Source organism: Plantibacter sp. T3 (assembly GCF_902506515.1).
In the GTDB taxonomy this organism is placed as follows: Bacteria; Actinomycetota; Actinomycetes; order Actinomycetales; family Microbacteriaceae; genus Plantibacter; species Plantibacter auratus.
In genome coordinates this window covers 608,999-633,744 of record NZ_LR733286.1, presented here as the reverse complement: position 1 = coordinate 633,744, position 24,746 = coordinate 608,999, and the positions used below count along the sequence as shown (strand labels likewise).

Here is a 24,746-nt window from a genome sequence, read left to right as displayed (position 1 = left end):
TTCGGTGCCGAGCAGGTGTTACGGCGACGAGACGAGGCGGCAACAGGAGACCGCGATGCTGGCCTCGTCCCGATACCGCCGCATTGCTCGAGGAGTGTCCATGACCGTCACGAAAGGTCCGGCCACCGATGCCGGACAGCCCACCCGGTCCCTGAAGGGATCGCTCGGCGTCACCGCCATCGTCTTCATGGTCGTCGCCGCGGCGTCGCCGTTGACGGTCGTCGGTGGAGCCGCACCGCTCGGCATCCTGCTCGGCAACGGGGTCGGCTTCCCGAGCATGTACGTCGTGTCCGCGGTGATCCTCCTGCTGTTCGCCGTCGGACTCTCGGCCATGACCCGGCATGTGCCCAAGCCGGGTGCCTTCTTCACCTTCGTCGGATACGGGCTCGGCAAGCCGGCCGGTCTCGCGTCGGCGTTCCTCGCCCTCCTGACCTATACGACCATCCAGGTGTCGGTGTACGGCTACATCGGCTACCTGTTGAGCGTGACCTTCGCCGGTCTCGGCGCTCCGGAGATCCCCTGGTACGTCTACTCGCTCGCGTCGATCGCCGTGGTCGGTCTGCTCGGCTACCGCCACATCGACCTCAGCTCGAAGGTCCTCGGCGTCCTGCTCGTGGCGGAGGTCGGGATCGTCCTCGTCCTCGCCGGCGCGGTCATCGTGACCGGCGGTGCCGACGGGCTGTCGGCCGAGCCGTTCGTGCCCGAGCAGGTGTTCTCCGGGTCGCCCGGTGTCGGACTGATGTTCGCGATCGCGGCGTTCATCGGGTTCGAGGCGACCGCGATCTTCCGCGACGAGGCGAAGGACCCGTCCCGCACGATCCCGCGGGCGACCTACATCGCGGTGATCGGGATCGGCCTGTTCTACACCCTCGCCTCCTGGGCGCTCGTCATGGCCTGGGGGCCGGACGACGTCCTCGCCGTGGCCGGTGAGGACCCGGGTGCGATGATCCTCCGCACCACGCTGCTCTACCTCGGTCCGGTCGGAGAGCTCGTCATCAACGTCCTCCTCATCACGAGCATGTTCGCCTGCGTCCTCTCCTTCCACAACGTCATCACCCGCTACCAGCACACGATGTCGAACGCCGGCGTCCTGCCGGGCCGGCTCGGCGGAGTCCACCCCAAGCACCTCTCGCCGCACACCTCGTCGCTCGTCCAGAGCGCAACCGCAGCGATCCTGATCGTCGTCTTCGCCGTGCTCGGTCTCGACCCCGTCCTGCAGGTGTTCACGTGGTTCGCCGGCGTGGCGACCCTCGCGATCGCGATCCTCATGGCGGTCACGAGCCTCGCGGTGATCGTGTACTTCGCTCGCACGAAGCAGGATCGGCGGCTGTGGAACACGGTCGTCGCACCCGGCCTCGGGTTCATCGGACTCGTCGGTTCGGCCGTCGTGATCGTCGTCTACTTCCCGATGCTCGTCGGAGACGTGGATGCGGGCGGCAACCCCGTGTTCGGAACCGTGAGCGCCGTCCTCCTCGCCCTCATCGCGGTCTGCCCCGTCGTCGGCCTCGTGCAGGCCGCGTACCTGCGTCGTCGTCGCCCGGCCGCCTACGCCGACGTCATGGACGCCATCGGCGGTTGACCATCCGACCCTTCCCCTCGCCACCCGCGACCACCCGCATCACCGAACCAGGAGCATCACGATGACCATCACCGACCCCACCACCCTGCGCAGCGCCGACGGCGACACGCCCGTCCAGCACCCGCTCGCCAGCCTGTCCGCACCCGAGTTCGACCGCATCCGCGACATCGTCACCGGCTTCGACGACTTCACCGAGACGACCCGGTTCGCCTACGTCGGCCTCGAGGAGCCCCACAAGCGGGCGGTGCTCGCCTGGCAGGCCGGCGACGGTCCACTGCCGGAACGCCTCGCCCGCGTGATGCTGCTCGACATGGCCACGGGTCGATCGACGGACAACGTGGTGTCCATCGACAGCGGGTCCCTGCTCAGCACGGGCGTGCTGGACGGCTCCCGCGGCCAACTGCCGATCCTCATCGAGGAGTTCGACGCCATCGCGGAGATCGTGGCGGAGGACGAGGGGTGGGTCGCCGCCCTCGCCGCCCGTGGCTGCACGGTCGACGAGGTGAAGGTCGTCCCGCTGTCGGCAGGCTTCTACGACTATCCCGAGGAGGTCGGGCGCCGGATCGTCCGGGTCCTCGCATTCCGCCAGGACTACCCGGCCGACCACCCGTGGGCCCACCCCGTCGACGGGCTGAGCGCCTATGTCGACACCGCGGCGCGGCGGATCACCCGCCTGATCGACGCGACCGCCCTGGCGATTCCGGCGGAGCCCGGGAACTTCGACGACCCGGCGGTCCAGGGTGCTCCGCTCTCCTCGCTCAAGCCGATCGTCATCACCCAGCCCGAGGGTCCGAGCTTCCAGGTCGACGGCGAGTTCGTCGAGTGGGGCAATTGGCGGTTCCAGGTCGGGTTCGACGTCCGTGAGGGCCTCGTCCTCCGTCAGCTCTCGTTCGACGATGCCGGCGAGGAACGACCGATCATCTACCGGGCGTCGATCAACGAGATGCTGGTCCCCTACGGTGACCCCTCCCCCGTGCGCTTCTGGCAGAACTACTTCGACACCGGCGAGTACCTGTTCGGCCGGTTCACGAACTCCTTGGCGCTCGGGTGCGACTGCGTGGGCGAGATCAAGTACTTCGACGCGGTGCTCGCCGATGAACTCGGCAACCCGTTCACGATCGAGAACGGTATCTGCATGCACGAGGAGGACTTCGGCACCCTCTGGAAGCACTCCGACCTGTACACCGGCTCGAACGAGGTCCGGCGGTCGCGTCGGCTGGTCATCTCGTTCTTCACGACCGTCGGCAACTACGACTACGGGTTCTACTGGTACCTGTACCTCGACGGCACCATCGAGTGCGAGTCGAAGCTGACGGGCATCCTGTTCACCTCGGCGTACCCCGGGCTCGACGCGGAGGGCGCCGACTACCCGTACGCCTCGGAGGTCGCGCCCGGGCTCGGTGGGCCGTACCACCAGCACCTCTTCTCGGCCCGTCTGGACATGATGGTCGACGGTCTGTCGAACGCGGTCGAGGAGGTGGACGCGGTCCGGGTGCCGATCGGGCCGGGGAACGAGCACGGCAACGCGTTCACGAAGCGGGTCACGCGGCTCAGCACGGAAGCGGGGTCCGGACGCGTGGCGGACGGCTCGGCCGCTCGGGCCTGGCACATCGTCAACACGGAGAAGACGAACCGGATGGGACGCCCGACGGGGTACGTGCTGTACCCGCAGGAGTCGCCGACGCTCATGGCCGACGCGTCGTCGTCGATCGCCAAGCGGGCGGAGTTCGCGACGAAGCACCTTTTCGTCACGAAGTACGACCCGGCTGAGCGATACGCGGCGGGCGACTTCGTCCACCAGAACCCGGGTGGCGACGGTATCACGCGGTTCATCGAGGGCGACGAGTCGATCGACGGCGAGGACATCGTGCTCTGGCACACCTTCGGACCGACGCACTTCCCACGTCCAGAGGACTGGCCGGTGATGCCGGTGGACTACGCCCGGTTCACGCTCAAGCCCTACGGTTTCTTCGGCAAGAACCCGACCCTGAACGTCCCGCCGAACGAAGCGGTCGGGCACTGTTCGCACGACACCGGCGCCGCGCACGCGGGACACGGAGGTCACGACCAGGGTGCCGAGGAGCACTGTGGCCACGGGCACTAGGTCGCGGCGATGAGCGAGGTCCTCCATCTCGGGGCGCTCGTCCCGGCCGCCGTCGGCGCCTGTTGCACCGTCGGCGGCCGACGCGGACCCCTCGACCTCGTGGCCGCGATCGTCATGCTCACGGCGATGCTCGACCTGGCGACCGGTGTCGGGATGCTGCATCCGTTGCTCTGGGCCGTCGTCCTGATCGTCCTCGCCGTCGCCTCGGCGGTCCGGCTTCGGTCCATCGCCGGACTGCCGGCTCCGGTCGACGACGCTGTGTCGCTCGCCGTCACGCGCCACCGTGCGGCGATGACCGTGCACACCTCAGGCGGTCTCGTCATCATGGCGGCGCTCGTGTGCACGATGGCGGGTCATGCCGCCGAGAGTATATATGCCGGATCGGGTATACACCCGGCAGGCCATCAGATCGGAAGCAGTGCCCTCCCTTCCGTGCTCCTGGCGGGCGCCATGGCGGGGTTCATCGCTCTGTCCACGCGCATCGCGGTCGACGCGGCTCGGCGGCGTGAGCGGGTCGTGGTCGTCGAGGTGGTGAGCATGACGGTCTCCGTCGTCGCCATGGGGCTCGCCGCGGCGCTGTGACCTGGGCGGCGGCGTCGATCTACTCGGCGTCGTCGCCCTCCCACGGCGGCCGCGCGACCTTGCCGGACATCCGCCATACCGCTCGGGTCAACTCGGGGTGCACGCGGGCGATCTCACGGAGTACCTCGTACTCCAAGTGGTCCGCGTTGTCGCGGTGGTCCTGGGCGTCGTCGAGCGACGAGTACCCGGCGAGCCGCGCCATCGCGTGCTGGGCGGCCAGACCCCGGGCGTGCAGCGCGTCGTCCCGGAGGACGGCGACGACGAGCTCGTCGACCGTCGGCATCGAAGGCAGGAAGTCCCAGGGGTCCTCGCCGTCGCGGGCGCGGTGCTCGATGATCACCTCGCGCTCGAGCTGTGCGTCGCGGCGCAACCTGGGGAGGTCGACGGCCTGCAGATCCACGTACCCTCCTCGCTCCGGCGCACCCCGCGGCGCGCACTCGGGTATCAAGGGTACGCCCGGTATCGGTGGACCATGCCGTCAAGGCGCAGCTCCCTCGCGGCCGAGGCTGGTACCGCAGGACCACCGATGTCGTCCGATCGGCGGATGCCGGGGTCGCATCAGGTCCATCCTCATGCGGATGTGACCGGCGGCGGCGCTCCATAGCGTGGAGTGGGGCGGATCGCGCCCACTCCGCGACCGAGAGGCCCGTCCTTCCATGTCATTCCTCACGAGGCTCAGCCTCGCCAATCGACTGATCGTCGGCCTCATCACCGCGGCGATCGTGGCCTTCGGACTCTTCGCGGTCGGTTCGCTGAAGCAGGAACTCCTGCCGTCCGTGCAGCAGCCGGGTGCCGTCGTGGCCGCGACGTATCCCGGTGCATCGCCGTCGTCGGTGGAGCGCGAGGTCACGAAGCCCGTCGAGCAGGCGGTCCAGGGGGTCAAGGGCGTCACCGGCGTCACCTCGACATCGGTCAGCGGTTCCACGTCCGTGCAGGTGAGCTGGGACTTCGGCCAGGACGACGAGAAGATCGTCGGCGACATCCGCAGCGCCCTCGCCGGCCTGAAGAGCACGCTCCCGAACGACACGACCACCGAGGTCTACGCCGGTGGGAGCGAGGACATCCCCGTGCTGCAACTCGCGGTCGCGTCCGAGGACGAGTCCGGCGAGTTCGCGGGCAAGGTCGAGTCCACCGTGCTCCCCGCGCTCCGTGGGATCGCGGGCGTCCGCCAGGTCGATCTCGCGGGTGAGAACGCCACGCAGCTCGTCATCACGATGCGTCCGGCCGACCTCGCGGCCAAGAAGGTGACCGCAGAGGAGGTCATGGCGGCCGTCCAAGCGAGTGGTGTCATCACGGCCGCCGGGACGAGCGTCGACGCCGGCAAGGAACTCTCGATCGAGGTCGGGTCGCCCGTCGGCTCGCTGACCGAGGTGCAGGCGCTCCCCATCCAGCACGAGGACGGGCCCTTCGCGCTCTCCGCCGTCGCGGACGTGGAGCTCGTGCCCGCAGCCGAGACCTCCATCGCCCGGGCGGACGGTCTCCCGTCGCTGTCGCTCACGATCCTCAAGGACCCGTCGGCCAACGCCGTCCAACTCGCCCACACCATCCGTGACGCCCTCCCCGGGCTGGAGCAGGAGCTCGGCTCGGGTGCGGCCTTCACCGTCGTCTTCGACCAGTCGCCGATGGTCGAGCAGTCCATCCACGACCTCTCCGTCGAGGGCGGACTGGGGCTGTTGTTCGCGATCATCGTGATCCTGGTCTTCCTGTTGTCGATCCGGTCCACGATCATCACGGCCGTGTCGATCCCGCTCTCCCTCCTCATCGCGATGATCGGTCTGTGGATCGGCGACTACTCGCTCAACATCTTCACGCTCGCAGCGCTGACCGTCGCCGTCGGGCGGGTGGTCGACGACTCGATCGTGGTGATCGAGAACATCAAACGTCGGCACACCGGGCGGGCGATGACGACCACGAGTGTCGTCGAGGCGGTCCGCGAGGTCGCCGGGGCCGTGACGGCGTCGACGATCACGACCGTGGCCGTGTTCCTCCCGGTCGCCTTCGTCGGCGGGACGGTCGGCGAGCTGTTCCGACCGTTCGCCGTCACCGTGTCGGTCGCGCTCATCGCGTCCCTCGTGGTGTCGCTCACGATCGTGCCGGTGCTCGCCTACTGGTTCATGCGAGGCTCCTCCGCCCCGGCTGTGGGCAAGACCACCGACGACGCGGCCACCGAAGCGGCGTCCGTCGTCGAGGACGAGTCCGAGGCGTACTCGAAGCTCCAGCGCGCCTACCTGCCGGTCCTGCGCACCGCCCTGAAGCGTCCGGTCGTGACCCTGCTCGTGGCGGCGGTCGTGTTCGCCGGGACGATCGTCTCGGCCGGGTTCCTGAAGACCGACTACCTCGGCGACATCGGGGGTGAGAACACCGTCACGGTCACGCAGGAACTCCCCGAGGGGACGAGCCTCGACGTGACCAGCGACGCGGCCGCGGCCGTCGAAGCGGTCCTCGCGAAGACCGCCGGCGTCTCCGGGTACCTGACCACCGTCGGTGGGAACGGCTCGAGCAACACGGCACAGATCAGCGTGACCGTCGGTGAGGAGAGCTCACGCGAGGGCGTCGCCGACACCATCCGGAAGGCCGTGGCGAAGCTCGACGACGTCGGAGAGGTCACCGTCGGTGACGCTGCCGGCGGGTTGACCGGTGGCGGAGGCGGCATGGAGGTCACGCTGCAGGGTGAGGACCCCGTGGCACTCGCCACAGCGGCCGCCGCGGTGCAGGACATGCTCGGCGGTACGGACGGCCTCCGCGATGCGACGAGCGACCTCGCCGACGAGCAGGGCCTGCTCAAGGTGAACGTCGACCGCGCCGCCGCCGCCCGGTACGGCTTCACGCAGGAGCAGGTCGGTCAGGCCATCGCCAGTGCGCTCCGCGGTACGCCGATGGGTTCGGTCATCCTCGAGGGAGCGTCTCGCGACATCATCGTGCGGTCGCAGCGGGTCGGCACGACGCCGGCCGAGATCGCCGCGCTCCCCCTCCCGGTCAGCGCGTTGCAGCAGGCCGCGGCCCAGAAGGCCGCGACCGACGCCCTCACGGCCGAGCAGGACGAGGCCACCCAGCGTGCGAAGGACGAGGCGGCATCCCAGGCCGCGACCCAGCGCTCGGAACTCCAGGAGGCCCGCTCGACCGCGGCATCGCAGCTCGACGCCCTACGGGCTCAGCTGAGCGCGTTGCAGGCGGCTCCCGTCGAGGTGCCGCCGGTCACGCCCACGACACCGGAGGAGGAGGCGGCACGACAGGCCTACGAGGCCCGCGCCGCCCAACTCGCCGGGCTGAGCGACGCCATATCCCAGCTCCAGGGCTCGATCACGACCATCGACGAGCAGCTGACCGCGATGCGGGACGCCGAGAGCGAGGCCGCCGAACAGCAGGCGGAGGCGGACCGCCTCACCCAGGCGCAGAAGGACCTCGCCAACGTCAGCGCCGTCCCGATCCCGGTCAGCGCCGTCGCGCAGGTGGGCGAGGAACGTGCCGCCGCGGCGATCACGCGCATCGACGGCGTCCGGACCGTGACCGTGTCGGCGACGCCGACGGGTGACGACCTCAGCGCGACGACGCTCGCCGTCCGGGAGGGCCTCGACGGCCTGGACCTCCCGAGCGGGGTCACCGCCTCGGTCGGTGGTGTCGCCCAGGATCAGGAGGAGTCGTTCGCGCAGCTCGGCCTCGCGATGCTCATCGCGATCGTGCTCGTCTTCATCGTCATGGTGGCGACGTTCCGGAGCCTCTTGCAGCCGCTCATCCTGCTGGTCTCCGTGCCGTTCGCGGCGACCGGCGCGATCGCGGCCCTCCTCATCACGGGGACACCGCTCGGCATCCCGTCGATGATCGGCCTCCTCATGCTCATCGGCATCGTCGTCACGAACGCGATCGTCCTCATCGACCTGGTCAACTCGTACCGGGCTCGGGGCGACGGCATCGACGACGCGGTCCTGCACGGGGCCCGACTCCGTCTGCGACCGATCATCATGACCGCCTGCGCGACCATCTTCGCGCTCGTGCCGATGTCGCTCGGCCTCACCGGCGGCGGGGTGTTCATCTCGCAGTCGCTCGCGATCGTCGTGATCGGCGGCCTGGTGTCGTCGACGCTCCTGACGCTCATCCTCGTGCCGGTGCTGTACCTGCTCCTGGAGCGCCGGACCGAGCGCCGTCTGGCGAAGCGCGAGCGGAAGCGCACGGCGAAGGCCGCGCAGCGCGAGGCCGAGGAGCACGACGAGCAGACCGATGAGGACCTCGACGCGATCCTCACCACGGATCGCTGACGGCGGCTGCAGGGTGGGCGGCTCGGCCCACCCCGCAGCTGGCACACTGGTGGGCGTGGACCAGCGACTGATCGACCTCCTCCGTTCCGACCTCGACGCGGCCGGGTACACGGTGGAACGGGTGCGTGGCCTCTGGGGTGAGACGGCCGAGGCCGCCCTGCACCGTTCCAACCGGGTCGTGGCGATCCGCTCACTCGACGAACGCCGCCGGACCGCGGGGGTGGAACCGATCGCGACGCTGGCGACGCTCTTCGTGCTCGGTGTCGCCGTGGAGGCCGATGACGCGACGCGGGCACTGCCGTCGCTCGGTCTCGACGGCGCGGTGGCGCTCGGTCTCGTCGGCCTGAGCGACGACGGATCGGTCGCCCCGGCCATCGATCTGCGGCCGTACGCCTGGGTCGACGCCAACGGGAGCGGTGCCTGGTGGATCGCCTCCGATCTCGGCGAACTCGCGCTGGGTCACGAGCTCGGCGAGGAGCACGTCCTCGGGGTCGGCGGCGCGTCGATGACCCTGAGCGGCATCATCCTCCCTGAGCGGATCGGAACGGCACTCGACCTCGGGACCGGGTGCGGCATCCAGGCGCTCCACCTGTCGCGGATCGCGGATCACGTGGTCGCGACGGACATCTCCGAACGAGCCCTCGAGCTCGCCGCACTCAACGCGCGCCTGAACGGCATCGACTCGATCGAATTCCGCCACGGCAGCATGTTCGAACCCGTCCGCGGTGAACGGTTCGACCGCATCGTCTCCAACCCGCCGTTCGTCATCACACCGCGTGCCGAGGGCGTGCCGAGCTACGAGTACCGCGACGGCGGTCTCGTCGGCGATGCGCTCGTCGAGTCCGTGTTCCTCGAGGTCGCCCGGCATCTGACGCCCGGCGGGGTCGCGCAGTTCCTCGGGAACTGGGAGTACCGAGACGGCGCCGACGGGCTCGACCGCGTGGCCGGGTGGGTGGAGCGCAGCCCGGAACCGGTCGACGCCTGGGTCATCGAGCGCGAGGTGCAGGATCCGGCCGAATACGCGGAGACCTGGATCCGCGACGGTGGAACACGGCTCGGGACGCCGGAGTTCGAGCGCCTCGCGGGAGCCTGGCTCGACGACTTCGCGGCTCGGGCCGTGACCGGCGTCGGTTTCGGGTACGTGCTGCTCCGTCGATCGGACCCGTCCACTCCGCTGCGCCGCTTCGAGCGGCTGCACGGGCAGGCGGGCTCGAACTCCGCCGGGCTGGGTGCGCACCTCGCCGTGTGTCTCCTCACTCACGACTGGCAGGTGGCGCTCGACGACGACCAGCTGCTCGGTGAACGCGTCATCCTCGCGGGCGATGTCACCGAGGAGCGCCACTACTGGCCCGGGGACGAGGACCCGACGGCGATGACGCTGCGGCAGGGTGGCGGCTTGGCTCGCTCGGTGGGCATCGACACGGGCCTGGCGGGGCTCGTCGGGGCCTGCGACGGCGAGTTGACCCTGGGAGCCATCATCGACGCGATCGCCCAGCTCGTCGAGGTCGATGCGGCGGAACTCCGCGCCGAACTCATCCCCCGGGTCCGCGCCCTGCTGGACGATGGCGTCCTCCTGCCGAGCTCCTGAGGTGTTCAGGCACGCTGGCCCTACTCGTCGTGGAACCGTGCCTGGGCGATGAGGACGCCGTCGTCCGTGATGCGGGAGACCAGTCGATGCTCCACAGCACCGACCGGGTGCCGGTTCGGGCGGTCTTCCAGGTGATGGCGATAGTCTGCCGTGTCGGACCGACCGACGCCGCCGACGAAAGCGACCACCCTCCATGCCGGAGAGCCCACTCTCAGCCAGCCCGTACGAGGTGCTCGGCGTGAGCACGACGGCGACGCAGGACGAGCTCCGGAGGGCCTACCGACGGCTCATGCGCGAGACCCACCCCGACCTCGGCGGAAGCGCGCGGCAGTTCAACGCCGTCCAGCTCGCCTGGGAGCGCGTCGGAACCGAGCAGGACCGGGCCGCCTACGACCGCGGGCGCAACGTTCCGTCCTCCGACGCGGGCGACGACGACGCGCCGACCTGGTCGGCGTCGACCACTGGTCGGTCGGGTACGCAGCGCGCCGACTCACGCCCTCGCGCTCGTGCCTACGGACACCCCGGCGGAGACTCGCGGGAGGCCTACCTCGGGCTCATCCGGGAGTGGGTCGGCCGAGGTGTCCCACTCGACGACCCCTACGACCCGAAGCTCGTCCGCTCGGCTCCGCGCGAGATCCGGCACCAGTTGGCCAACGCGCTCGCCGAGGAGCAGACGGCGCGCACCGTGGCGACGCTCGGCATCGGATACACGGTCTGGCACGACGTCCTGGCGCCGGGCGAGGCGAAGCTCGACCACGTCGTCCTCGGCCCGACCGGCCTCTTCGCGGTCAAGTCGGAGGACTGGGGTGGGCCGGTCCGGGTGCACCGTGGAGAGGTCGTCGGGGAGACGCTCGATCCTCGCGAGGAGCCCGTCCGGTCGATCGTGCGCTCGGCTCGGACCGTCGCGAAGGCGGCGCGGGTGAAGTTCACGGCTTCCGTCATCGTCGTGCCGGACGGCGCCACCCCGGAGTCGGTGGAGTTCATCGGTCGCAAGCATCCGGTGACGGTCCTCGTCGAGCGCTCCCGCCTGGCCGACCTCCTCCGCACCGGTCTCCCGGGCGTCGACCGCATGGGCGGCAACCAGCTGTTCGACATCCGCACGCGTCTGCAGCAGACCATCCGCTTCGTCGGCCTCTGACACGCGCCGTGACACGGCACGGGAGGAATCCCCTCCCGCCCCACTCGGGGACCTTGTGCCGTCGTGCTCCGGGCCCCAACATCAGGGCATGACTTCTCCCGCAGGCTGGTATCCCGATCCCGAGCAGCCCGGCCGGCAACGATGGTGGACCGGAGTCGGCTGGGGTGGGCAACGCATGCCGGCGGCCGTGCCCGCTCCCCCGGTCGCCGTCCCTGCTGCTGCTGCTGCTGCCGGGGACACGCGAACGCGCCGCCTCGGACCACTCCACATCGTCCTGCTCAGCCTGGTCGGAGCACTGCTGCTCGTCAGCGCCGTCGGTGGCGCGTTCTGGGCGATGCTCGCACTCGTCGCCATCGTTGCCGTGGTCATCGGCGTGGTCGCGCTCGTCCGTGGTCGCGTCTCCTCCCTCGGGATCCGCAACCGCGGGATCGCGGCCGCCGTGATCGGTGCCGCCTTGTGCCTGGTCGTCGTGGGCGGAAGCGCCAACGCGGCCATCCACCCGGTCGGGCCCCGTCCGGCGGCGCTGTTGTCGGCTCCGGAGGGGACGTCCGTCGCCAAGTCGAGTGCCACACCGACCCCCACCCCGACCGAGGTCGTCACCGAGGTGACCGAGGTGGTGGAGATCCCGTTCGCGGTGACCGAGGTGCAGGACCCGAACATCGACGTCGGTCAGGTCGTCGTGACGACGACGGGCGTCCCCGGGCAGCAGACGAACACCTACCGCGTCACCACGCGAGCCGGGGTCGAGATCGCTCGAGAGCTCGTCGCACAGCTCGTGTCGGTCCAACCGGTCGCGCAGGTGACGTCCGTCGGGACGCGGCAACCCGCTCCGCCGCCTCCCGCTCCCGTCGCCGATCCGGCCGGTGGAGGGTGTGACCCGAACTACGAGGGGCAGTGCGTTCCGATCGCCAGCGACGTCGACTGCGCCGGGGGAAGCGGCAACGGACCGGCGTACACGCCCGGCCCGGTGTACGTCGTCGGGAGCGACGTCTACGACCTCGATCGGGATGGTGACGGTATCGCCTGCGACGCCTGAGCAACCCCGTTCGCGTTCGGCGGAAGTCCGGGTCCGAGATGTGGAGCCGAGCGTATCGTCGCTGGCGAGGCGCTGGACGGTGCCTCGACGCTGACGGATTGGAGCGACGATGAGCGCAGCACTCAACGGCAAGCAGGTGGCCTTCCTGCTCACGGACGGCTACGAGGACAGTGAACTGACGAGCCCCTGGGAGGCGGTCACCGGAGCCGGAGCGACCGCCCGACTGGTGTCGCCCGCCACCCAGGACGTGACCGGCAAGAACGGACACGTCCAGCCCGTCGACGTCGCGGTCGCCGAGGCCTCCTCCGACGATTACCACGCACTCGTGCTGCCCGGAGGCGTCGTCAACGCTGACGACCTCCGCGTGGACGAGACCTCGATCGCCTTCGCGAAGGCGTTCTTCGAGCAGGGCAAGCCGGTCGGGGTCATCTGCCATGGCGCATGGATCCTCATCGAGGCGGACGTCGTCCGTGGTCGTGAGCTCACGAGCTACCCGAGCCTCAAGACGGATCTGCGGAACGCGGGCGCGTCCTGGGTGGACGAGGAGGTCGTCGTCGACCAGGGCCTCGTGTCGAGCCGGACGCCCGACGACCTCCCGGCCTTCAACGCGAAGCTCGTCGAGGAGATCGGCGAGGGCGAGCACGAGGGCCAGCACGCCTGACTCGGGTCGCAGCGCGACGCATGAACGCCCGGTCCTGGAGGACCGGGCGTTCGTGCGTGCGGGTCAGGCCCAACCGCAGATCGCGCGGAGCAGCTCGAGCAGCTTTCGGTAGAAGTCCATGAGACCACCTCCCCTCATATCAGATGCTGACATCAAACATCAGACATCCTGACAGGGCGCAGGAGGTCACACAGTCCCCTCAATGGCGGACACCCCGCGGTCGCCAGCCTTCCTCAGACACGCACGAACGCCCGACCCCTTGGAGGGGCCGGGCGTTCGAGTGCTGTGTGGAGGCGCTTACGCCTTCTTGTTGCGGGTCAGTGCGCCGTAGATGAGGAGCACGACGATGGATCCGCCGATGGCGAGGAGCCAGGTCTGCAGCGAGAAGAACTCCTGCAGGTTCGCGCCGAAGAGGATGCCGCCGAGCCAGCCGCCGAGCAGTGCACCGACGACGCCGAGCAGCAGCGTGATCAACCAGCCGCCGCCCTGACGGCCCGGAAGGATCGCCTTGGCGAGAGCGCCGGCGATGAGGCCGAGCAGCAGGAAGCCGAGAAAACTCATGATGTCTCCAAATGTGATTGCCGGATCGAACGGGGTGCCGGTCGACCGTGTTACCGCCCCCGCCGGTGGGCGGGGGCAGCCACTGTATCGCGAGGACTAGTGCTTGAACGCGTCCTTGACATTCTCGCCGGCCTTCTTGGCGTCGGCCTTCGTCTGGTCGGCCTTACCCTCTGCGACCTTGCTGTCGTCGCCGGTGACCTTGCCCAGGGCTTCCTTCGCCTTGCCCGCGAGGTCCTCAGCGGCGTTCTGGATCTTGTCCGATGCACTCATGGCGTTCTCCTTCGTCTGCGTTGGAAACCGGTGATGATGTCCGGTCATCGGGTAAGACGCAGCTCGGCGGGCATTCGTCACGAAATCCGTCGAAAAACTTCCGGGACGCCGCCGGTGTCCGATCGAATGCGAGACTGGAGGTTCGTGTTCCGCCAGGCAGCGCCGCCGTCCAGACCCGCCAGGAGGTGAATCGCTTGAGGACAGCACCCCCTCGCTCGGGCTTCGCGCGCTTCCTGCGTGTCGTCCGCAACACGATGTTCTGGATCATCGGCGTGATCCTCGCCATCGCATTGGTGATCTTCGTCTGGTTGCAGCTGACCCCGTGGCCGGGCTCGATGGTCATCCGCATGGCATTCGACGAGCGGGCGAAGGTCGTGCAATCCGACCTCGTGAAGTACGTCCCCGACGGTGTCGACGTCCGACAGGACATCCCGTACCGCTCCGGCGACGCGGACGCGCTGCTCGACGTCTACACGCCCGACGGGGTGCGCGGCAGCGGTGCCGCCCTCCCGACGATCGTGTGGGTGCACGGTGGAGCGTGGATCTCCGGCAGCAAGGAACTCATCTCCAACTACATGCGCGTGCTGGCCGGCGAGGGGTACACGGCGATCGCGGTCGAATACACGATCGCGCCCGAGGGTCAGTACCCGTTGCCCATCGAGCAGGTCGCCGACTCGCTCGGCTACCTCGACGCCAACGCTCGCGCGCTCAACGTGGACCCGTCCAAGCTCATCCTCGCCGGCGACTCCGCCGGTGCCCAGATCGCCGCCCAGGTCGCGAACGTGGTCACGAGCTCGGAGTACGCCAGCTCCATCAAGGTCGAATCGCCGATCGAACCGGAGCAACTCGCCGGGGTGGTCCTCGCCTGCGGGGCCTACGACCTCAGTCTGGTCAACGCCGAGGGCAGCTTCGGGTGGTTCCTCGACACGGTGCTCTGGTCGTACTTCGGAGCGCGCGACTACAAGACCCGACCGGAGGTGGCGTCCGCGTCCGTCGTCGACTATCTGACGGCGAAGTATCCACCGACGTACATCACGGTCGGCAACTGGGATCCGCTCTACCCGCAGTCGGTCGAGTTCAAGGCGAAGCTCCAAGGCCTCGGTGTGGACGTGCAATCGATGATCTTCAACCCGGACTTCCGACCGGGGCTCGAGCACGAGTACCAGTTCCTGCTCAACGACCAGGGCCGGTTCAACCTCCAGCGCATGGACGCCTTCATCGACGGCGTCACCGACACGAGTCTGCCGTTCGGCCAGCAGGGTCCGCCCGTCCGCTGACCGATCGGCGTCAGGGCAGGCGGATGCGTTCGCCGTCCTCGACGAGACGACCGTGGAGCACCGCCTGGGCGAGCGTGAGGTCCAGCCAGCGTCGAGCGGTCTCACCGAGGCGACCGTAGCCGAGCACGGACGCCGCCTGCATCGGCAGCTGCTCGCGGTCGACCTCGTGCTCGGGGCTCGCGGTGATCACGAGCTCCATGGCGTTGCAGATCTCCGCGGGACTGATGTCGGTGACCGCGCGGTGATCGCGATGCACCACCCGGCGGACGCCTCGCCACGTGACGACGTCGAGTCCGGTGGGCCAGGCGAAACCGTTCTGGACGACGAACGCCTCCGTCACCAGCGCTGACAGCTCGGTGCGGGACTCCTCGGACGGTCGGTCGACGCCGAAGCGCCGGGCGACGATGGTCACGAGTCGTGGGACGGCGATCGGGCCCTCGGTCGTGAGGATCGCCGATGCGACGCGGGTCACGGCGGCCTTCGTGAGCTCGAGGTTGTCGAGCACGGATGCCGGGCCGATGACGGAGTCGTCGGCGAGCTCGAAATCGGTGATGGCGACGCTCAGGGGGACGACCGGGGCCGACGCGGTGACGGGGAGGGCGACCGGGTCGACCAGGCCGGTCGTGGACCGGTCATGGGCTGGTGCTGCCTCGTCGACGTCCGGGCCGGCGACCGGCGTCCGGGGTGCGTGCGCGTCGCGGTCGTCCAGTGGCGCCGAGTCGTCGGGCTGCTGAGTAGGGGGTGTCGGCGTCGCCCGGGATGTGGGATCCGGCGTGCGCCGCGTCGAGTGGTCCGCTGCGGACTCGGCGTCGTTCGTGTCCGGTGTGGCCGGTGTCGAGGGGTCCTCCGAGAGCGCACGTTCAGCGCGTTCGCGCCACGCCTTCGGAAGCCATGTCGACTTCGCGACGAAGCCGTTCCACCCGCGACTCACGGTGCCACGCTCCGCTCGGGACGCGGGCTGGCAGAGCGACGATGCCCTGCTGGGTGGGTCGTCGAGGTCAGAGGTGGCACCTCCACAGGATAGACCGCGGCGGACGTGCGCTCAGCTCGCCGTCTGTCGACGCGCCTCGCGTCGGCGCTCGCGTTCGAGGTCGGCGGCTGCAGCCTCGGCGGGCGTCGGCGCCGTTCCGCCCAGGGCGCGAGGTTGCCACCACGCCCCGGTCCCGTCGACGGGATAGTCGCGTTGCAGTTCGTCGACCATGCCCTGCAGGCGGTCGCGGAGCTGCTCGGTACTCGTACCGACGTCGTCGCCGGGCGCGACGACGATCGGCTCGCCGAACGAGAAGTGCACGGGGACCCCGAACCGCTCGCGGAAGCCGACCCGGTGGTTCTTCGTCAGGAGGCGATGACCGCCCCAGACCGCGACGGGGATGATCGGCACGCCGGCCTCCTGTGCGAGGCGGACCGCGCCCGACTTGAGGTCGCGGACGGTGAACGAGGCGCTGACGCCGGCCTCGGGGAAGACCCCGACGAGCTCGCCGCTGCGGAGCGCTGCGACGGCGTCGGCATAGGCGGCCGCGCCGGCGCGCATGTCGACCGCGATGTGCCGCATGCTCCGGAGGAGGCGGCCCACGACGGGCTGGTCGAAGGCGCCCTGCTTGGCCATGAAGCGGATACGGCGACGGTTGTGGAGCACGGTGGCCCACTCGACGAGTGCGAACTCGAGGTACCCGAAGTGGGTCATCGCGATCACCGCGCCACCCTCGTCGGGCAGGTGTTCGATGCCGGTGGTGTGACGGCGCAGACGCCAGAAGCCGAAGAGGGAGCGACCGACACCGACAGCGGCGTCGTACACGGGCTCGATGCGGCGTCTCATGGCGACACCGTACGACAGCGACCTGGGGAAGTGCCGGGGTGGACACCTGGGGAAGGAGCGGGCTAGGGGCGCCTCGGGAACCCTTCTCCGGCGGTCCTCACGCCCGATACGATCGCAGGATGACGGTGACGCAGACGGGCCGCTCCCGCGGCAGCTACGCCAAGACGGCGGCAAGACGTCGGGAGATCCTCGAGGCGGGGATGGACGTCTTCGCCGAGCAGGGGTTCCGCAGTGGATCGCTCCGTGAGGTCGCGGAGCGCGTGGGCATGAGCCAGGCCGGCCTCCTCCACCACTTCTCGACCAAGAACGACCTGCTCGCCGCGATCCTCGACTTCCGGGACGACCGGGATCGCGAGGAGTCCGGCATCGAGATCGGGAGCGGCATCGAAGGCATCCGTGGGCTCCTCCGCCTCGTCGAGCACAACATGCGCGTCCCCGGTCTCGTCGAGCTCCACTGCGTCCTGTCCGCCGAGGCGACCTCGCCGGACCACCCGGCGCACGAACACTTCGTCCGGCGGTACAGCTGGTTGATCGACGGGATGACCGTCTCCTTCGAGGTGATGGCGCGCGAGGGCCAGCTGGTGGCCGGCGTCGAGCCCGCAAGCGCGGCACGCATGCTCATCGCGATGATGGACGGTCTTCAGCTGCAGTGGCTGCTCGATCGTGATTCGGTGGACATGGCCGAGGAGACCCGACGTTCGCTGCGGCCGCTGTTGACCGTCGAGCTGTAGCACGGCACTCGCCCGGCCGTGATCGGGATCTCTCCACATCCGGCGGTGTCCACCGGTCCCTCACTCATATCTGATATTAGAGTTGGGGTGGCTGCGGGACAACGCGGAGGGGAAGTCCTTATTTTGACTAATTCAAAACAACTCGGTACGGTGGCTGCATGAACGGATCGGGTGTGGAGTCGGCGGCGTTCGACTTCAATACGAAGATCCGGGCAGCCGGGCTGCGGGTGACCACGGGACGCCTCGCCGTCCTCGAGATCCTCGCCCGGACCCCGCACGCCGACGTGGAGCAGGTGGTCGCGTCCTTGAAGCCGCGAGCCCCGCAAACCTCCCCACAGGCCGTGTACAGCGTGCTCAACGCCTTCGTCGCAGCGGGTCTCGTGCGCAGGATCGAACCGGACGGCCATCCCGGCCGGTACGAGCTGCGCGTCGACGACAACCACCATCACCTGGTGTGCAGCTCGTGCGGCGCCGTGGTCGACGTCGACTGCACGCAGGGTGCGGCGCCATGCATGCACCCCGACGACACGGCTGGGTACGTCATCGACACGGCCGAGATCACGTTCTGGGGAGTATGCCCCGCGTGCCAGGCGGATGCCGCCTGACGCCGTTCCACAGACCACTCGACGGCACCTCCATGCCGATCGTCAGCTGACACCGCCAAGGTGGCAGTGCTGAATCCATCCGACCGTCCGACCAGCCCCACCCTCGAGGAGAGACATGTCCGAGACCAGCTACACCACCACCAACAGCGGAGCACCCGTCGCGAGCGACGAGCATTCGCAGAGCGTCGGCGCAGACGGAGCGATCGCGCTCCACGACCACTACCTGGTCGAGAAGCTCGCGCAGTTCAACCGCGAGCGGGTGCCGGAGCGCGTCGTCCACGCCAAGGGCGGCGGTGCGTTCGGACGGTTCGTCACGACCGGTGATGTCTCCCAGTTCACGCGCGCCGCGCTGTTCCAGCCGGGCGTCGAGACCGAGATGCTCGCACGCTTCTCCACCGTCGCCGGTGAGCAGGGCAGCCCCGACACCTGGCGCGACCCCCGTGGCTTCGCGCTGAAGTTCTACACGAGCGAGGGCAACTACGACCTCGTCGGCAACAACACGCCGGTGTTCTTCATCCGCGACGGCATCAAGTTCCCCGACTTCATCCGCTCGCAGAAGCGTCTCCCGGGCTCGCACCTGCGCGACCACGACATGCAGTGGGACTTCTGGACGCTCTCCCCCGAGAGCGCGCACCAGGTCACCTGGCTCATGGGCGACCGCGGTCTGCCGGGCTCCTGGCGCCACATGGACGGCTTCGGGTCGCACACCTACCAGTGGGTCAACGCCGCAGGCGAGCGGTTCTGGGTGAAGTACCACTTCAAGACCGACCAGGGCATCGAGATCCTCACGCAGGACCAGGCCGACCAGATCGCCGGCGAGGACGCCGACTTCCACATCCGCGACCTCTCCGAGGCCATCACGCGAGGGGAGCACCCGAGCTGGACGCTCTCCGTGCAGGTCATGCCCTACGCCGACGCCGCAGGCTACCGCTTCAACCCGTTCGACCTCACCAAGGTCTGGCCGCACAGCGACTACCCGCTCATCGAGGTCGGCAAGATGACCCTCGACCGCAACCCGGAGAACTACTTCGCGCAGATCGAGCAGGCGACCTTCGCGCCGTCGAACTTCGTCCCCGGAATCGCTGCGAGCCCCGACAAGATGCTCCTGGCCCGCATCTTCAGTTACGCGGACGCACACCGATACCGCGTGGGCACCAACCACGCACAGCTGCCGGTCAACGCGCCGCACGCGCCGGTGCACACGTACTCGAAGGAAGGCGCCATGCGCTACACCTTCAACGACGCGGACGCGCCGGTCTACGCACCCAACTCGGTCGGTGGCGCCCACGCCGACCCTGCGCGTGCCGCTGAATCCAACGGCTGGCAGTCCGACGGCGAGCTCGTGCGGGCAGCCGCGACGCTGCACGCCGAGGACGACGACTTCGGCCAGGCCGGGACCCTCGTGCGCGAGGTGCTCGACGACGCCGCCCGCGACCGTCTCGTCGGCAACATCATCGGCCACGTCTCGAAGGTGACGCGCCCCGAGCTCCGTGCGCGGGTCATCGCCTACTGGACCGCCGTCGACGGCACGCTGGGCGCGCGCGTCGCAGCCGGCCTCCCGCCGCTCGTCTAGAGCTCACCGCCGAACACGCAGAAACGGTCGCCATCCTTCGCGGATGGCGACCGTTTCTGCGATCTCGTGGGCTCAGACGCCCATCGGGCCGCCACCACGGCGCGGAACGCCGCCGGTGCTTTCGGCCAGGCCTCTCGCGCGTTCGCGCTCGACCTCCGCGTCGTTGTCGTGCGAATGGTGTTCGTCGGCCGAGCGCGCGGCGCGGTCTCGCCGTGACACGTACCAGACGGCCGCGATCGCCAGGAGGACGAGCGCGGCGAGGATGACGATGGTGCCGATGTCCATGTGATGCTCCTCTCCTCGTCCATCGACCCTAACGAGGCCTCGGATGCACGCAACCCCCTCGCCCGACGGGCGAGGGGGTTGCGGAACGGGGGTGTGTGATCAGCCGGCGACCTGTTTGGCGCGGGCAAAGACCTTCTCGATCTCCTCACGACGACCCGGCTGCTTCAGGGACAACGGCGAGGGGTGCGGAGCGTTGAAGGCGCTGTAGGTGTTGCCGAGCAGGGGCTCGACGTGCTTCCACCAACCGTCCTGGGCGTGGGGTCCGCAGAGGACGACGACGCGCAGGTTCTTGAGGAGGGGCAGGAGGGCACGCAGTTCCATCGCTCCCTGAGCGACCTCGGGCGCGTTCGGCTTCTTCCGCCCGGCGCTCAGGTACCACGGGACGATGTTCCAGACCATGACGTCGTCGAAGCCGATGTCGTTCCGCAGATTCCAGAGGCTCTCGGCGATCGGGTCGTCGTTGTCGACCGAGGCGAAGCCGGATCCCGGGGCGTCGAGGCTGTCGGGGGCCAGGGTCCCCGGGGCGTCGAGGAGGATCAGTGTCTTCGCGTTGACGGCCGCATCGGCCGGGTCGACGAGCGGGAGGACGAGGTCCGCCTGCCGCCGTCCTCGGCGGGTCATCATCGCGTCCGACCAGTCGCGCAGCGGCGCGAGTGCCGGCGACTCGGCCAGCATGCGGTGTCGTTCGGCCAGTTCGTCGGGGTCTTGCAGCCCGCGAGGGGCATCCATATGCATCTTCCGAGCGTAGCCCGTGACGGCTGCCCCGTCATCGTCTGAGCCGGTTCTGAGGCTGAAGATGCTGGACAGGACGGTGGATCCGTGCCCGTCAAGCCGGGGTGGACCGGGTTGACGCGGGCCTAGGCTGGCCAGGATGACTGACGAGCGAACCGCCCCCGACGACCGGACGAAGTGGCGCGCGTTCGCCATCTGCGTGTCGGTCGCCGCCCTCACGATCCTCGACCTCTCGAAGGTCAATGTCGGACTGCCGTCGATCGAGGAGGCGCTCGACGCCGGCCCGACCGCCCTGCAGCTGATCGTCGCCGGGTACGCCCTGGCCTTCGGTCTGATCCTCGTGCCCGCCGGGCGCTACGGCGACCTGCACTCGCGGCGTCGCATGTTCATGATCGGCCTGAGCGTGTTCGGGGCGGCCAGTCTCGCCTGCGCCGTCGCACCGAGCGTCGGCATCCTCATCGGCGGGCGGATCCTCCAGGGCATCGCCGCGGGTCTGCTGATGCCGCAGGTCATCGGGCTCATCCAGCAGTTGTTCGTTGGGAAGGAGCGCGGCCGCGCCTTCGGTCTCTTCGGAGCCATCATCGGCCTCTCGACGGCGTTCGGACCGACGCTCGGCGGTCTGCTCATCGCCATCGGCGGCCCGGAGGACGGCTGGCGCCTGCTCTTCTGGATGAACGTCCCGCTCGCGATCATCCTGTTGCCGATCGCCGCCCGACTGCTGCCCAAGCAGCAGCCGCACGAGGCGGGCGCCGGATCGCTCGACCCGGTGGGCATCGTGTTCCTCGGTCTCGCCGTGCTGTCGCTCATGCTCCCGTTCGTCCTGACGACCGGTTCTCCGGGCGACGACCCGGCGCGCTGGTGGTTGCTGGTCGCGTTCGCCGTCTTCGCCGGCCTTTTCGCCTGGTGGGAGGGTCGCTATCAACGCGCCGGGAAGACACCCGTCGTCGACTTCTCCCTGTTCAAGCTCGGCAGCTACCGCAATGGCGTCCTGATCTCCACGACGTACTTCGCGGCGATGCCGGCCACCTTCCTCACGCTCACGCTGTTCGTGCAGCAGGGGCTCGGGCTCGAGCCGGTCTTCGCGGGCATGATCACGATCCCCTTCGCCCTCGCCTCGGCCGTCAGCTCGTGGTTGAGCGGTCGGGTCGTCGACCGACTCGGACGTCCCCTGGTCGTCGGTGGGCTCGTGCTGGTCGTGGTGGGGTTCAGTCTCAACTCGCTCCTCGCCTTCATCACACCCCCGGAGATCACGCCGTACGCGATGGGTGCCGCGATGCTGCTCGCCGGCATCGGCGGCGGCGCGGTCATCTCTCCGAACCAGACGCTGATGCTCGCGGACATCCCCGTGGCCTCCGGTGGTGTCGCCGGATCGATCGGTCAACTCGGCCAGCGCATCGGCACCGCGGTCGGACTCGCCGCCGCGACGGCCACCTTCTACGCGACCGTGTACTCGGAGAACGGCGGCGATGCGTCGGGGGCCTCGCTCGACGTCTATCACGACGCGTATCGCAACAGCACCCTCGTCACGATCGGCTTCGTGGTCGTGGCGCTCGTCTTCGCGCTGCTCGACACCCGTTCGCGGAAGGTCGCCGCCGACGCACCCGGATCCTCCAAGTAAGGGTGACCTGAGTTAGGGTAGCCTCAGTCGCGGCCGTCGGAGCCGCCGGAGGAAGGGGCTCGAGTGGCTCGCACGAATGCCGAGACGGCGCGCATCAAACCCGAGGCGGCGACACTCCTCACGCTGCGGGTCGTCCGCCGCTCGCGTATCTCGCCGAACATCGCCAGGGTCACCCTCGGTGGCGGTGACATCGCCGACTTCACGTTCCTCGGTTACGACCAGTGGTTCCGGTTCTTCATCCCGGTCTCCGAGGGCGGGCTCGAGCGGCTGCCGACCAAGCTCGACATGCTGGCCTACGCCAAGTACCTCGCGATCTCCAAGTCGGTGCGCCCGGTGCTCCGGAACTACACGGTGCGGGATTTCCGGCGCGACGGCCCCGACGGGCCGGAGCTGGACATCGACTTCATCATCCACGGGTCGGCCGCCGAGGGGAGTGCGGGGCCCGCGGCGAGCTGGGCCCAGTCATGCGAGGTGGGCGATGCCGTGGCGCTGCTGGACGAGGGGCGCATGTTCAACCTCCCGGCGGACCTCGACCGGGTGCTGCTGGTCGCGGACGAGACCGGACTCCCCGCCGTCGCAGGCATCCTGACCTCGCTTCCGGCGTCGACCGTCGGGACCGCGATCGTCGAGATCCCGTCCGCGGCCGACGCGCAGGACGTGCGTGTCCCGGACGGGGTCGAGCTGCGATGGGTGGTCCGAGAGGATCCGCACGACGTCCCCGGACGAGCGGCGCTGGCCGCCGCGACGGCCCTCGGAGTGCCGTCCGCCCCGTGCTACGGGTGGGTCGTCGGAGAGCAGTCCCTGGCCGCGAACGTGCGTCGACTCTGGGTCCGTGGTGGCATGCCGAAGGACCGTGTCATGTTCTGCGGCTACTGGAAGGCCGGCAAGGCGCACTGATCGTCCGACCGAACCGGCGTTCGCGTCGACCGTGCGGTGAATTGGGTCGATCACCCGAATTCGGGGTGTCCCCGACGCGCTGGGCTGACGGCTCCACTAACCTCACGACATGCCCTCTCCCGCCGGTGCGTCCGGAAACACGATCGGTGCGCTGCCGACCGGCGTCGCGACGGGTCTGATCCGGACGGTGACCGGCGGATCCGCCGACCGGGCGTTCGAGGCCGATGTCCCCGAAACGGCCACGAGCGCTGCGGACACGTCCTCGCACTCGCACGACGCCCTCCGCAGCTGGGACGTCGTCCGCTCCACCTTCCGACCAGGTGAGGCGCTCACCTTCGACGAGCGCTACCGGTACGCCCAGCTCCCCCTGATCGACGCCGACCACCCGCTCGCGCTCGACGCAAGCCCTGACGGCGTCTACCGTGGCGGGCGGTACGCCGAGGCGCGCCTGGCGGTCGTCGTCCCCGTCCCGATCGAACGACTGTTCGTCGATCCGATCTTCCTGAGCTACGAGGCCGATCTCGCCTCGGCACCCTTCGCCCCCAAACTCGCCCGAGGCATCGAGCTCCGACGCGCCCACCGCTTGCACGCGACGCTCTCGTCCATCGACGCGGACTCCGGGTTCCTCGACGGGCTGCGGACGAGCGTCGGCGCGTTCACGCCCTTCCGGGTCAGGCTGGCGGGCCCCGTCATCGGCGGCTTCAACCGCGGACGCTGTTACCTGCCCGCCATCGCGGACGCCTTCGCCCCCATCCAGCGGGCCGTCGGCGGGCGTCCAGCACCGCTCGTCGGGGTCGGCCTGCACCACTTCCGCGATGAGCTCGACGCTGCCGAGACCGCGGCGCTCGCCGCATTCCTCGAGCGTTGGCGCGACGTGACCCTGTTCGAGTGGACGGTCACCGAGCTGGCGATCACCTCGACCAACGACGATCTCGTGCTGAGCGGGCGCACGCTCGCGCGCATTCCGCTCCACGCGGCCGACTGACACGCCGCGTCTCCGGGGTCAACTCGCGGTGAGTCGCCTGACCATCGGGAGGTCGGGGGTCGCCCAGTCGAGTTCGCCGAGCCGCTCGCGCGTGACCCAGCGCAGTTCGTCGTGATCGGTGCTGTGGGTCGGGGGCGCACCGCGGAAGACGACCTCGTAGCAGGCGAGGTCGATGACGAGCTCGCCCACGGCGACCGTGGAGCGGTCCAGCAGTGCGCCCACAGTGACGTCGGCGTGGAGCTCCTCGAGCAGCTCGCGAGTCAGCGCGTCCTGCGGCTGCTCATCGGCCTCGACCTTGCCGCCGGGGAACTCCCACAGTCCTCCGGACGCCCGCCCGGGTGCCCGCCGACATGCGAGCACGGTGTCGTCCTGTGAGGCGACACCCGCGACGACCTGGATCGTGGTGGTCATCATGCGCTCCCGTCCCGTGGCGTCGTGGTCGCTGTCCAGGCTAG

General features: G+C 69.4%; 24 protein-coding genes. 15 read left to right on the top strand and 9 right to left on the bottom strand.

Annotated elements, in window-relative coordinates; genetic code table 11:
• The first annotated feature begins 100 nt into the window (after nt 1-100).
• From GV015_RS03115 to GV015_RS03105, 3 genes are all read left to right on the top strand, one after another.
• Complete coding sequence (locus GV015_RS03115) at nt 101-1,579, top strand: APC family permease (RefSeq protein WP_159876496.1); 1,479 nt, start codon at nt 101-103, stop codon at nt 1,577-1,579.
• Nucleotides 1,580-1,640: 61 nt separating this feature from the next.
• Nucleotides 1,641-3,683, top strand: coding sequence for a primary-amine oxidase (locus GV015_RS03110; protein ID WP_159876495.1), 2,043 nt, complete (start codon nt 1,641-1,643; stop codon nt 3,681-3,683).
• A gap of 9 nt (nt 3,684-3,692) precedes the next feature.
• On the top strand, nt 3,693-4,265 hold the full coding sequence (locus GV015_RS03105; protein ID WP_159876494.1) for a hypothetical protein: 573 nt from the start codon (nt 3,693-3,695) through the stop codon (nt 4,263-4,265).
• 19 nt (nt 4,266-4,284) lie between these two features.
• Here the strand turns inward: GV015_RS03105 and GV015_RS03100 are convergent, their stop codons facing one another.
• Nucleotides 4,285-4,665 carry a hypothetical protein gene (locus GV015_RS03100; RefSeq protein WP_064294055.1) on the bottom strand — a complete coding sequence of 127 codons (381 nt, stop codon included), beginning with the start codon at nt 4,663-4,665 and terminating at the stop codon, nt 4,285-4,287.
• Nucleotides 4,666-4,921: 256 nt separating this feature from the next.
• Between GV015_RS03100 and GV015_RS19110 the strand changes: the two genes are divergently transcribed.
• Both GV015_RS19110 and GV015_RS03090 read left to right on the top strand, forming a co-directional pair.
• Entirely contained in the window at nt 4,922-8,518 is a 3,597-nt protein-coding gene (locus GV015_RS19110; protein ID WP_236555313.1) for an efflux RND transporter permease subunit, read from the top strand.
• Nucleotides 8,481-10,106 (top strand): methyltransferase, encoded by a 1,626-nt coding sequence (locus GV015_RS03090; RefSeq protein WP_159876493.1) that lies wholly within the window; start codon nt 8,481-8,483, stop codon nt 10,104-10,106. Before GV015_RS19110 ends, GV015_RS03090 begins: the two co-directional genes overlap by 38 nt.
• 20 nt (nt 10,107-10,126) lie before the next feature.
• Here GV015_RS03090 and GV015_RS03085 read toward each other — a convergent pair whose 3' ends face one another.
• Nucleotides 10,127-10,294: a hypothetical protein gene (locus GV015_RS03085; protein ID WP_159876492.1), complete on the bottom strand. Its 168-nt coding sequence runs from the start codon at nt 10,292-10,294 to the stop codon at nt 10,127-10,129.
• 5 nt (nt 10,295-10,299) lie between these two features.
• Here GV015_RS03085 and GV015_RS03080 point away from each other — a divergent pair, with 5 nt between their 5' ends.
• The 3 genes from GV015_RS03080 to GV015_RS03070 all read left to right on the top strand — a co-directional run bounded on the left by GV015_RS03080 (nt 10,300) and on the right by GV015_RS03070 (nt 12,941).
• The gene (locus GV015_RS03080) at nt 10,300-11,244 is read left to right on the top strand and encodes a DnaJ domain-containing protein (protein WP_079704305.1); all 945 of its coding nucleotides are present in this window, start codon (nt 10,300-10,302) and stop codon (nt 11,242-11,244) included.
• 88 nt (nt 11,245-11,332) lie between these two features.
• A complete protein-coding gene (locus GV015_RS03075) occupies nt 11,333-12,280 on the top strand; it encodes a G5 domain-containing protein (RefSeq protein ID WP_159876491.1) in 948 nt (315 codons plus the stop codon).
• A 109-nt stretch (nt 12,281-12,389) separates the two neighbouring features.
• Entirely contained in the window at nt 12,390-12,941 is a 552-nt protein-coding gene (locus GV015_RS03070) for a type 1 glutamine amidotransferase domain-containing protein (RefSeq protein ID WP_079704303.1), read from the top strand.
• Nucleotides 12,942-13,238: 297 nt separating this feature from the next.
• Here the strand turns inward: GV015_RS03070 and GV015_RS03065 are convergent, their stop codons facing one another.
• Nucleotides 13,239-13,502: a GlsB/YeaQ/YmgE family stress response membrane protein gene (locus GV015_RS03065; protein WP_064294061.1), complete on the bottom strand. Its 264-nt coding sequence runs from the start codon at nt 13,500-13,502 to the stop codon at nt 13,239-13,241.
• Nucleotides 13,503-13,598: 96 nt separating this feature from the next.
• Nucleotides 13,599-13,772, bottom strand: a complete 174-nt coding sequence (locus GV015_RS03060) for a CsbD family protein (RefSeq protein ID WP_064294062.1) — start codon at nt 13,770-13,772, stop codon at nt 13,599-13,601.
• A gap of 194 nt (nt 13,773-13,966) precedes the next feature.
• Between GV015_RS03060 and GV015_RS03055 the strand changes: the two genes are divergently transcribed.
• On the top strand, nt 13,967-15,049 hold the full coding sequence (locus tag GV015_RS03055; RefSeq protein WP_159876490.1) for an alpha/beta hydrolase: 1,083 nt from the start codon (nt 13,967-13,969) through the stop codon (nt 15,047-15,049).
• A gap of 10 nt (nt 15,050-15,059) precedes the next feature.
• Here GV015_RS03055 and GV015_RS03050 read toward each other — a convergent pair whose 3' ends face one another.
• Complete coding sequence (locus tag GV015_RS03050) at nt 15,060-15,980, bottom strand: hypothetical protein (protein WP_159876489.1); 921 nt, start codon at nt 15,978-15,980, stop codon at nt 15,060-15,062.
• 111 nt (nt 15,981-16,091) lie between these two features.
• Entirely contained in the window at nt 16,092-16,865 is a 774-nt protein-coding gene (locus GV015_RS03045) for a 1-acyl-sn-glycerol-3-phosphate acyltransferase (protein ID WP_079704300.1), read from the bottom strand.
• A 119-nt stretch (nt 16,866-16,984) separates the two neighbouring features.
• Here GV015_RS03045 and GV015_RS03040 point away from each other — a divergent pair, with 119 nt between their 5' ends.
• The 3 genes from GV015_RS03040 to GV015_RS03030 all read left to right on the top strand — a co-directional run bounded on the left by GV015_RS03040 (nt 16,985) and on the right by GV015_RS03030 (nt 19,774).
• Entirely contained in the window at nt 16,985-17,596 is a 612-nt protein-coding gene (locus GV015_RS03040) for a TetR/AcrR family transcriptional regulator (RefSeq protein WP_064294065.1), read from the top strand.
• 158 nt (nt 17,597-17,754) lie between these two features.
• Nucleotides 17,755-18,201, top strand: a complete 447-nt coding sequence (locus GV015_RS03035) for a Fur family transcriptional regulator (protein WP_201299338.1) — start codon at nt 17,755-17,757, stop codon at nt 18,199-18,201.
• Nucleotides 18,202-18,316: 115 nt separating this feature from the next.
• Nucleotides 18,317-19,774, top strand: coding sequence for a catalase (locus GV015_RS03030; RefSeq protein ID WP_079704299.1), 1,458 nt, complete (start codon nt 18,317-18,319; stop codon nt 19,772-19,774).
• 72 nt (nt 19,775-19,846) lie between these two features.
• On the opposite strand, the gene GV015_RS03025 is transcribed toward GV015_RS03030, so the two are convergent.
• Nucleotides 19,847-20,059: a hypothetical protein gene (locus tag GV015_RS03025; protein WP_159876488.1), complete on the bottom strand. Its 213-nt coding sequence runs from the start codon at nt 20,057-20,059 to the stop codon at nt 19,847-19,849.
• 99 nt (nt 20,060-20,158) lie between these two features.
• On the bottom strand, nt 20,159-20,794 hold the full coding sequence (locus GV015_RS03020; RefSeq protein WP_158596626.1) for a uracil-DNA glycosylase: 636 nt from the start codon (nt 20,792-20,794) through the stop codon (nt 20,159-20,161).
• Nucleotides 20,795-20,930: 136 nt separating this feature from the next.
• Between GV015_RS03020 and GV015_RS03015 the strand changes: the two genes are divergently transcribed.
• The 3 genes from GV015_RS03015 to GV015_RS03005 all read left to right on the top strand — a co-directional run bounded on the left by GV015_RS03015 (nt 20,931) and on the right by GV015_RS03005 (nt 24,291).
• Nucleotides 20,931-22,409, top strand: a complete 1,479-nt coding sequence (locus GV015_RS03015; RefSeq protein WP_159876487.1) for an MFS transporter — start codon at nt 20,931-20,933, stop codon at nt 22,407-22,409.
• 63 nt (nt 22,410-22,472) lie between these two features.
• Nucleotides 22,473-23,306 (top strand): siderophore-interacting protein, encoded by an 834-nt coding sequence (locus GV015_RS03010; protein ID WP_159876486.1) that lies wholly within the window; start codon nt 22,473-22,475, stop codon nt 23,304-23,306.
• Between the two features lie 109 nt (nt 23,307-23,415).
• Complete coding sequence (locus GV015_RS03005) at nt 23,416-24,291, top strand: hypothetical protein (protein WP_159876485.1); 876 nt, start codon at nt 23,416-23,418, stop codon at nt 24,289-24,291.
• Between the two features lie 18 nt (nt 24,292-24,309).
• Here GV015_RS03005 and GV015_RS03000 read toward each other — a convergent pair whose 3' ends face one another.
• A complete protein-coding gene (locus tag GV015_RS03000) occupies nt 24,310-24,702 on the bottom strand; it encodes a (deoxy)nucleoside triphosphate pyrophosphohydrolase (RefSeq protein ID WP_159876484.1) in 393 nt (130 codons plus the stop codon).
• Nucleotides 24,703-24,746 lie beyond the last annotated feature (44 nt).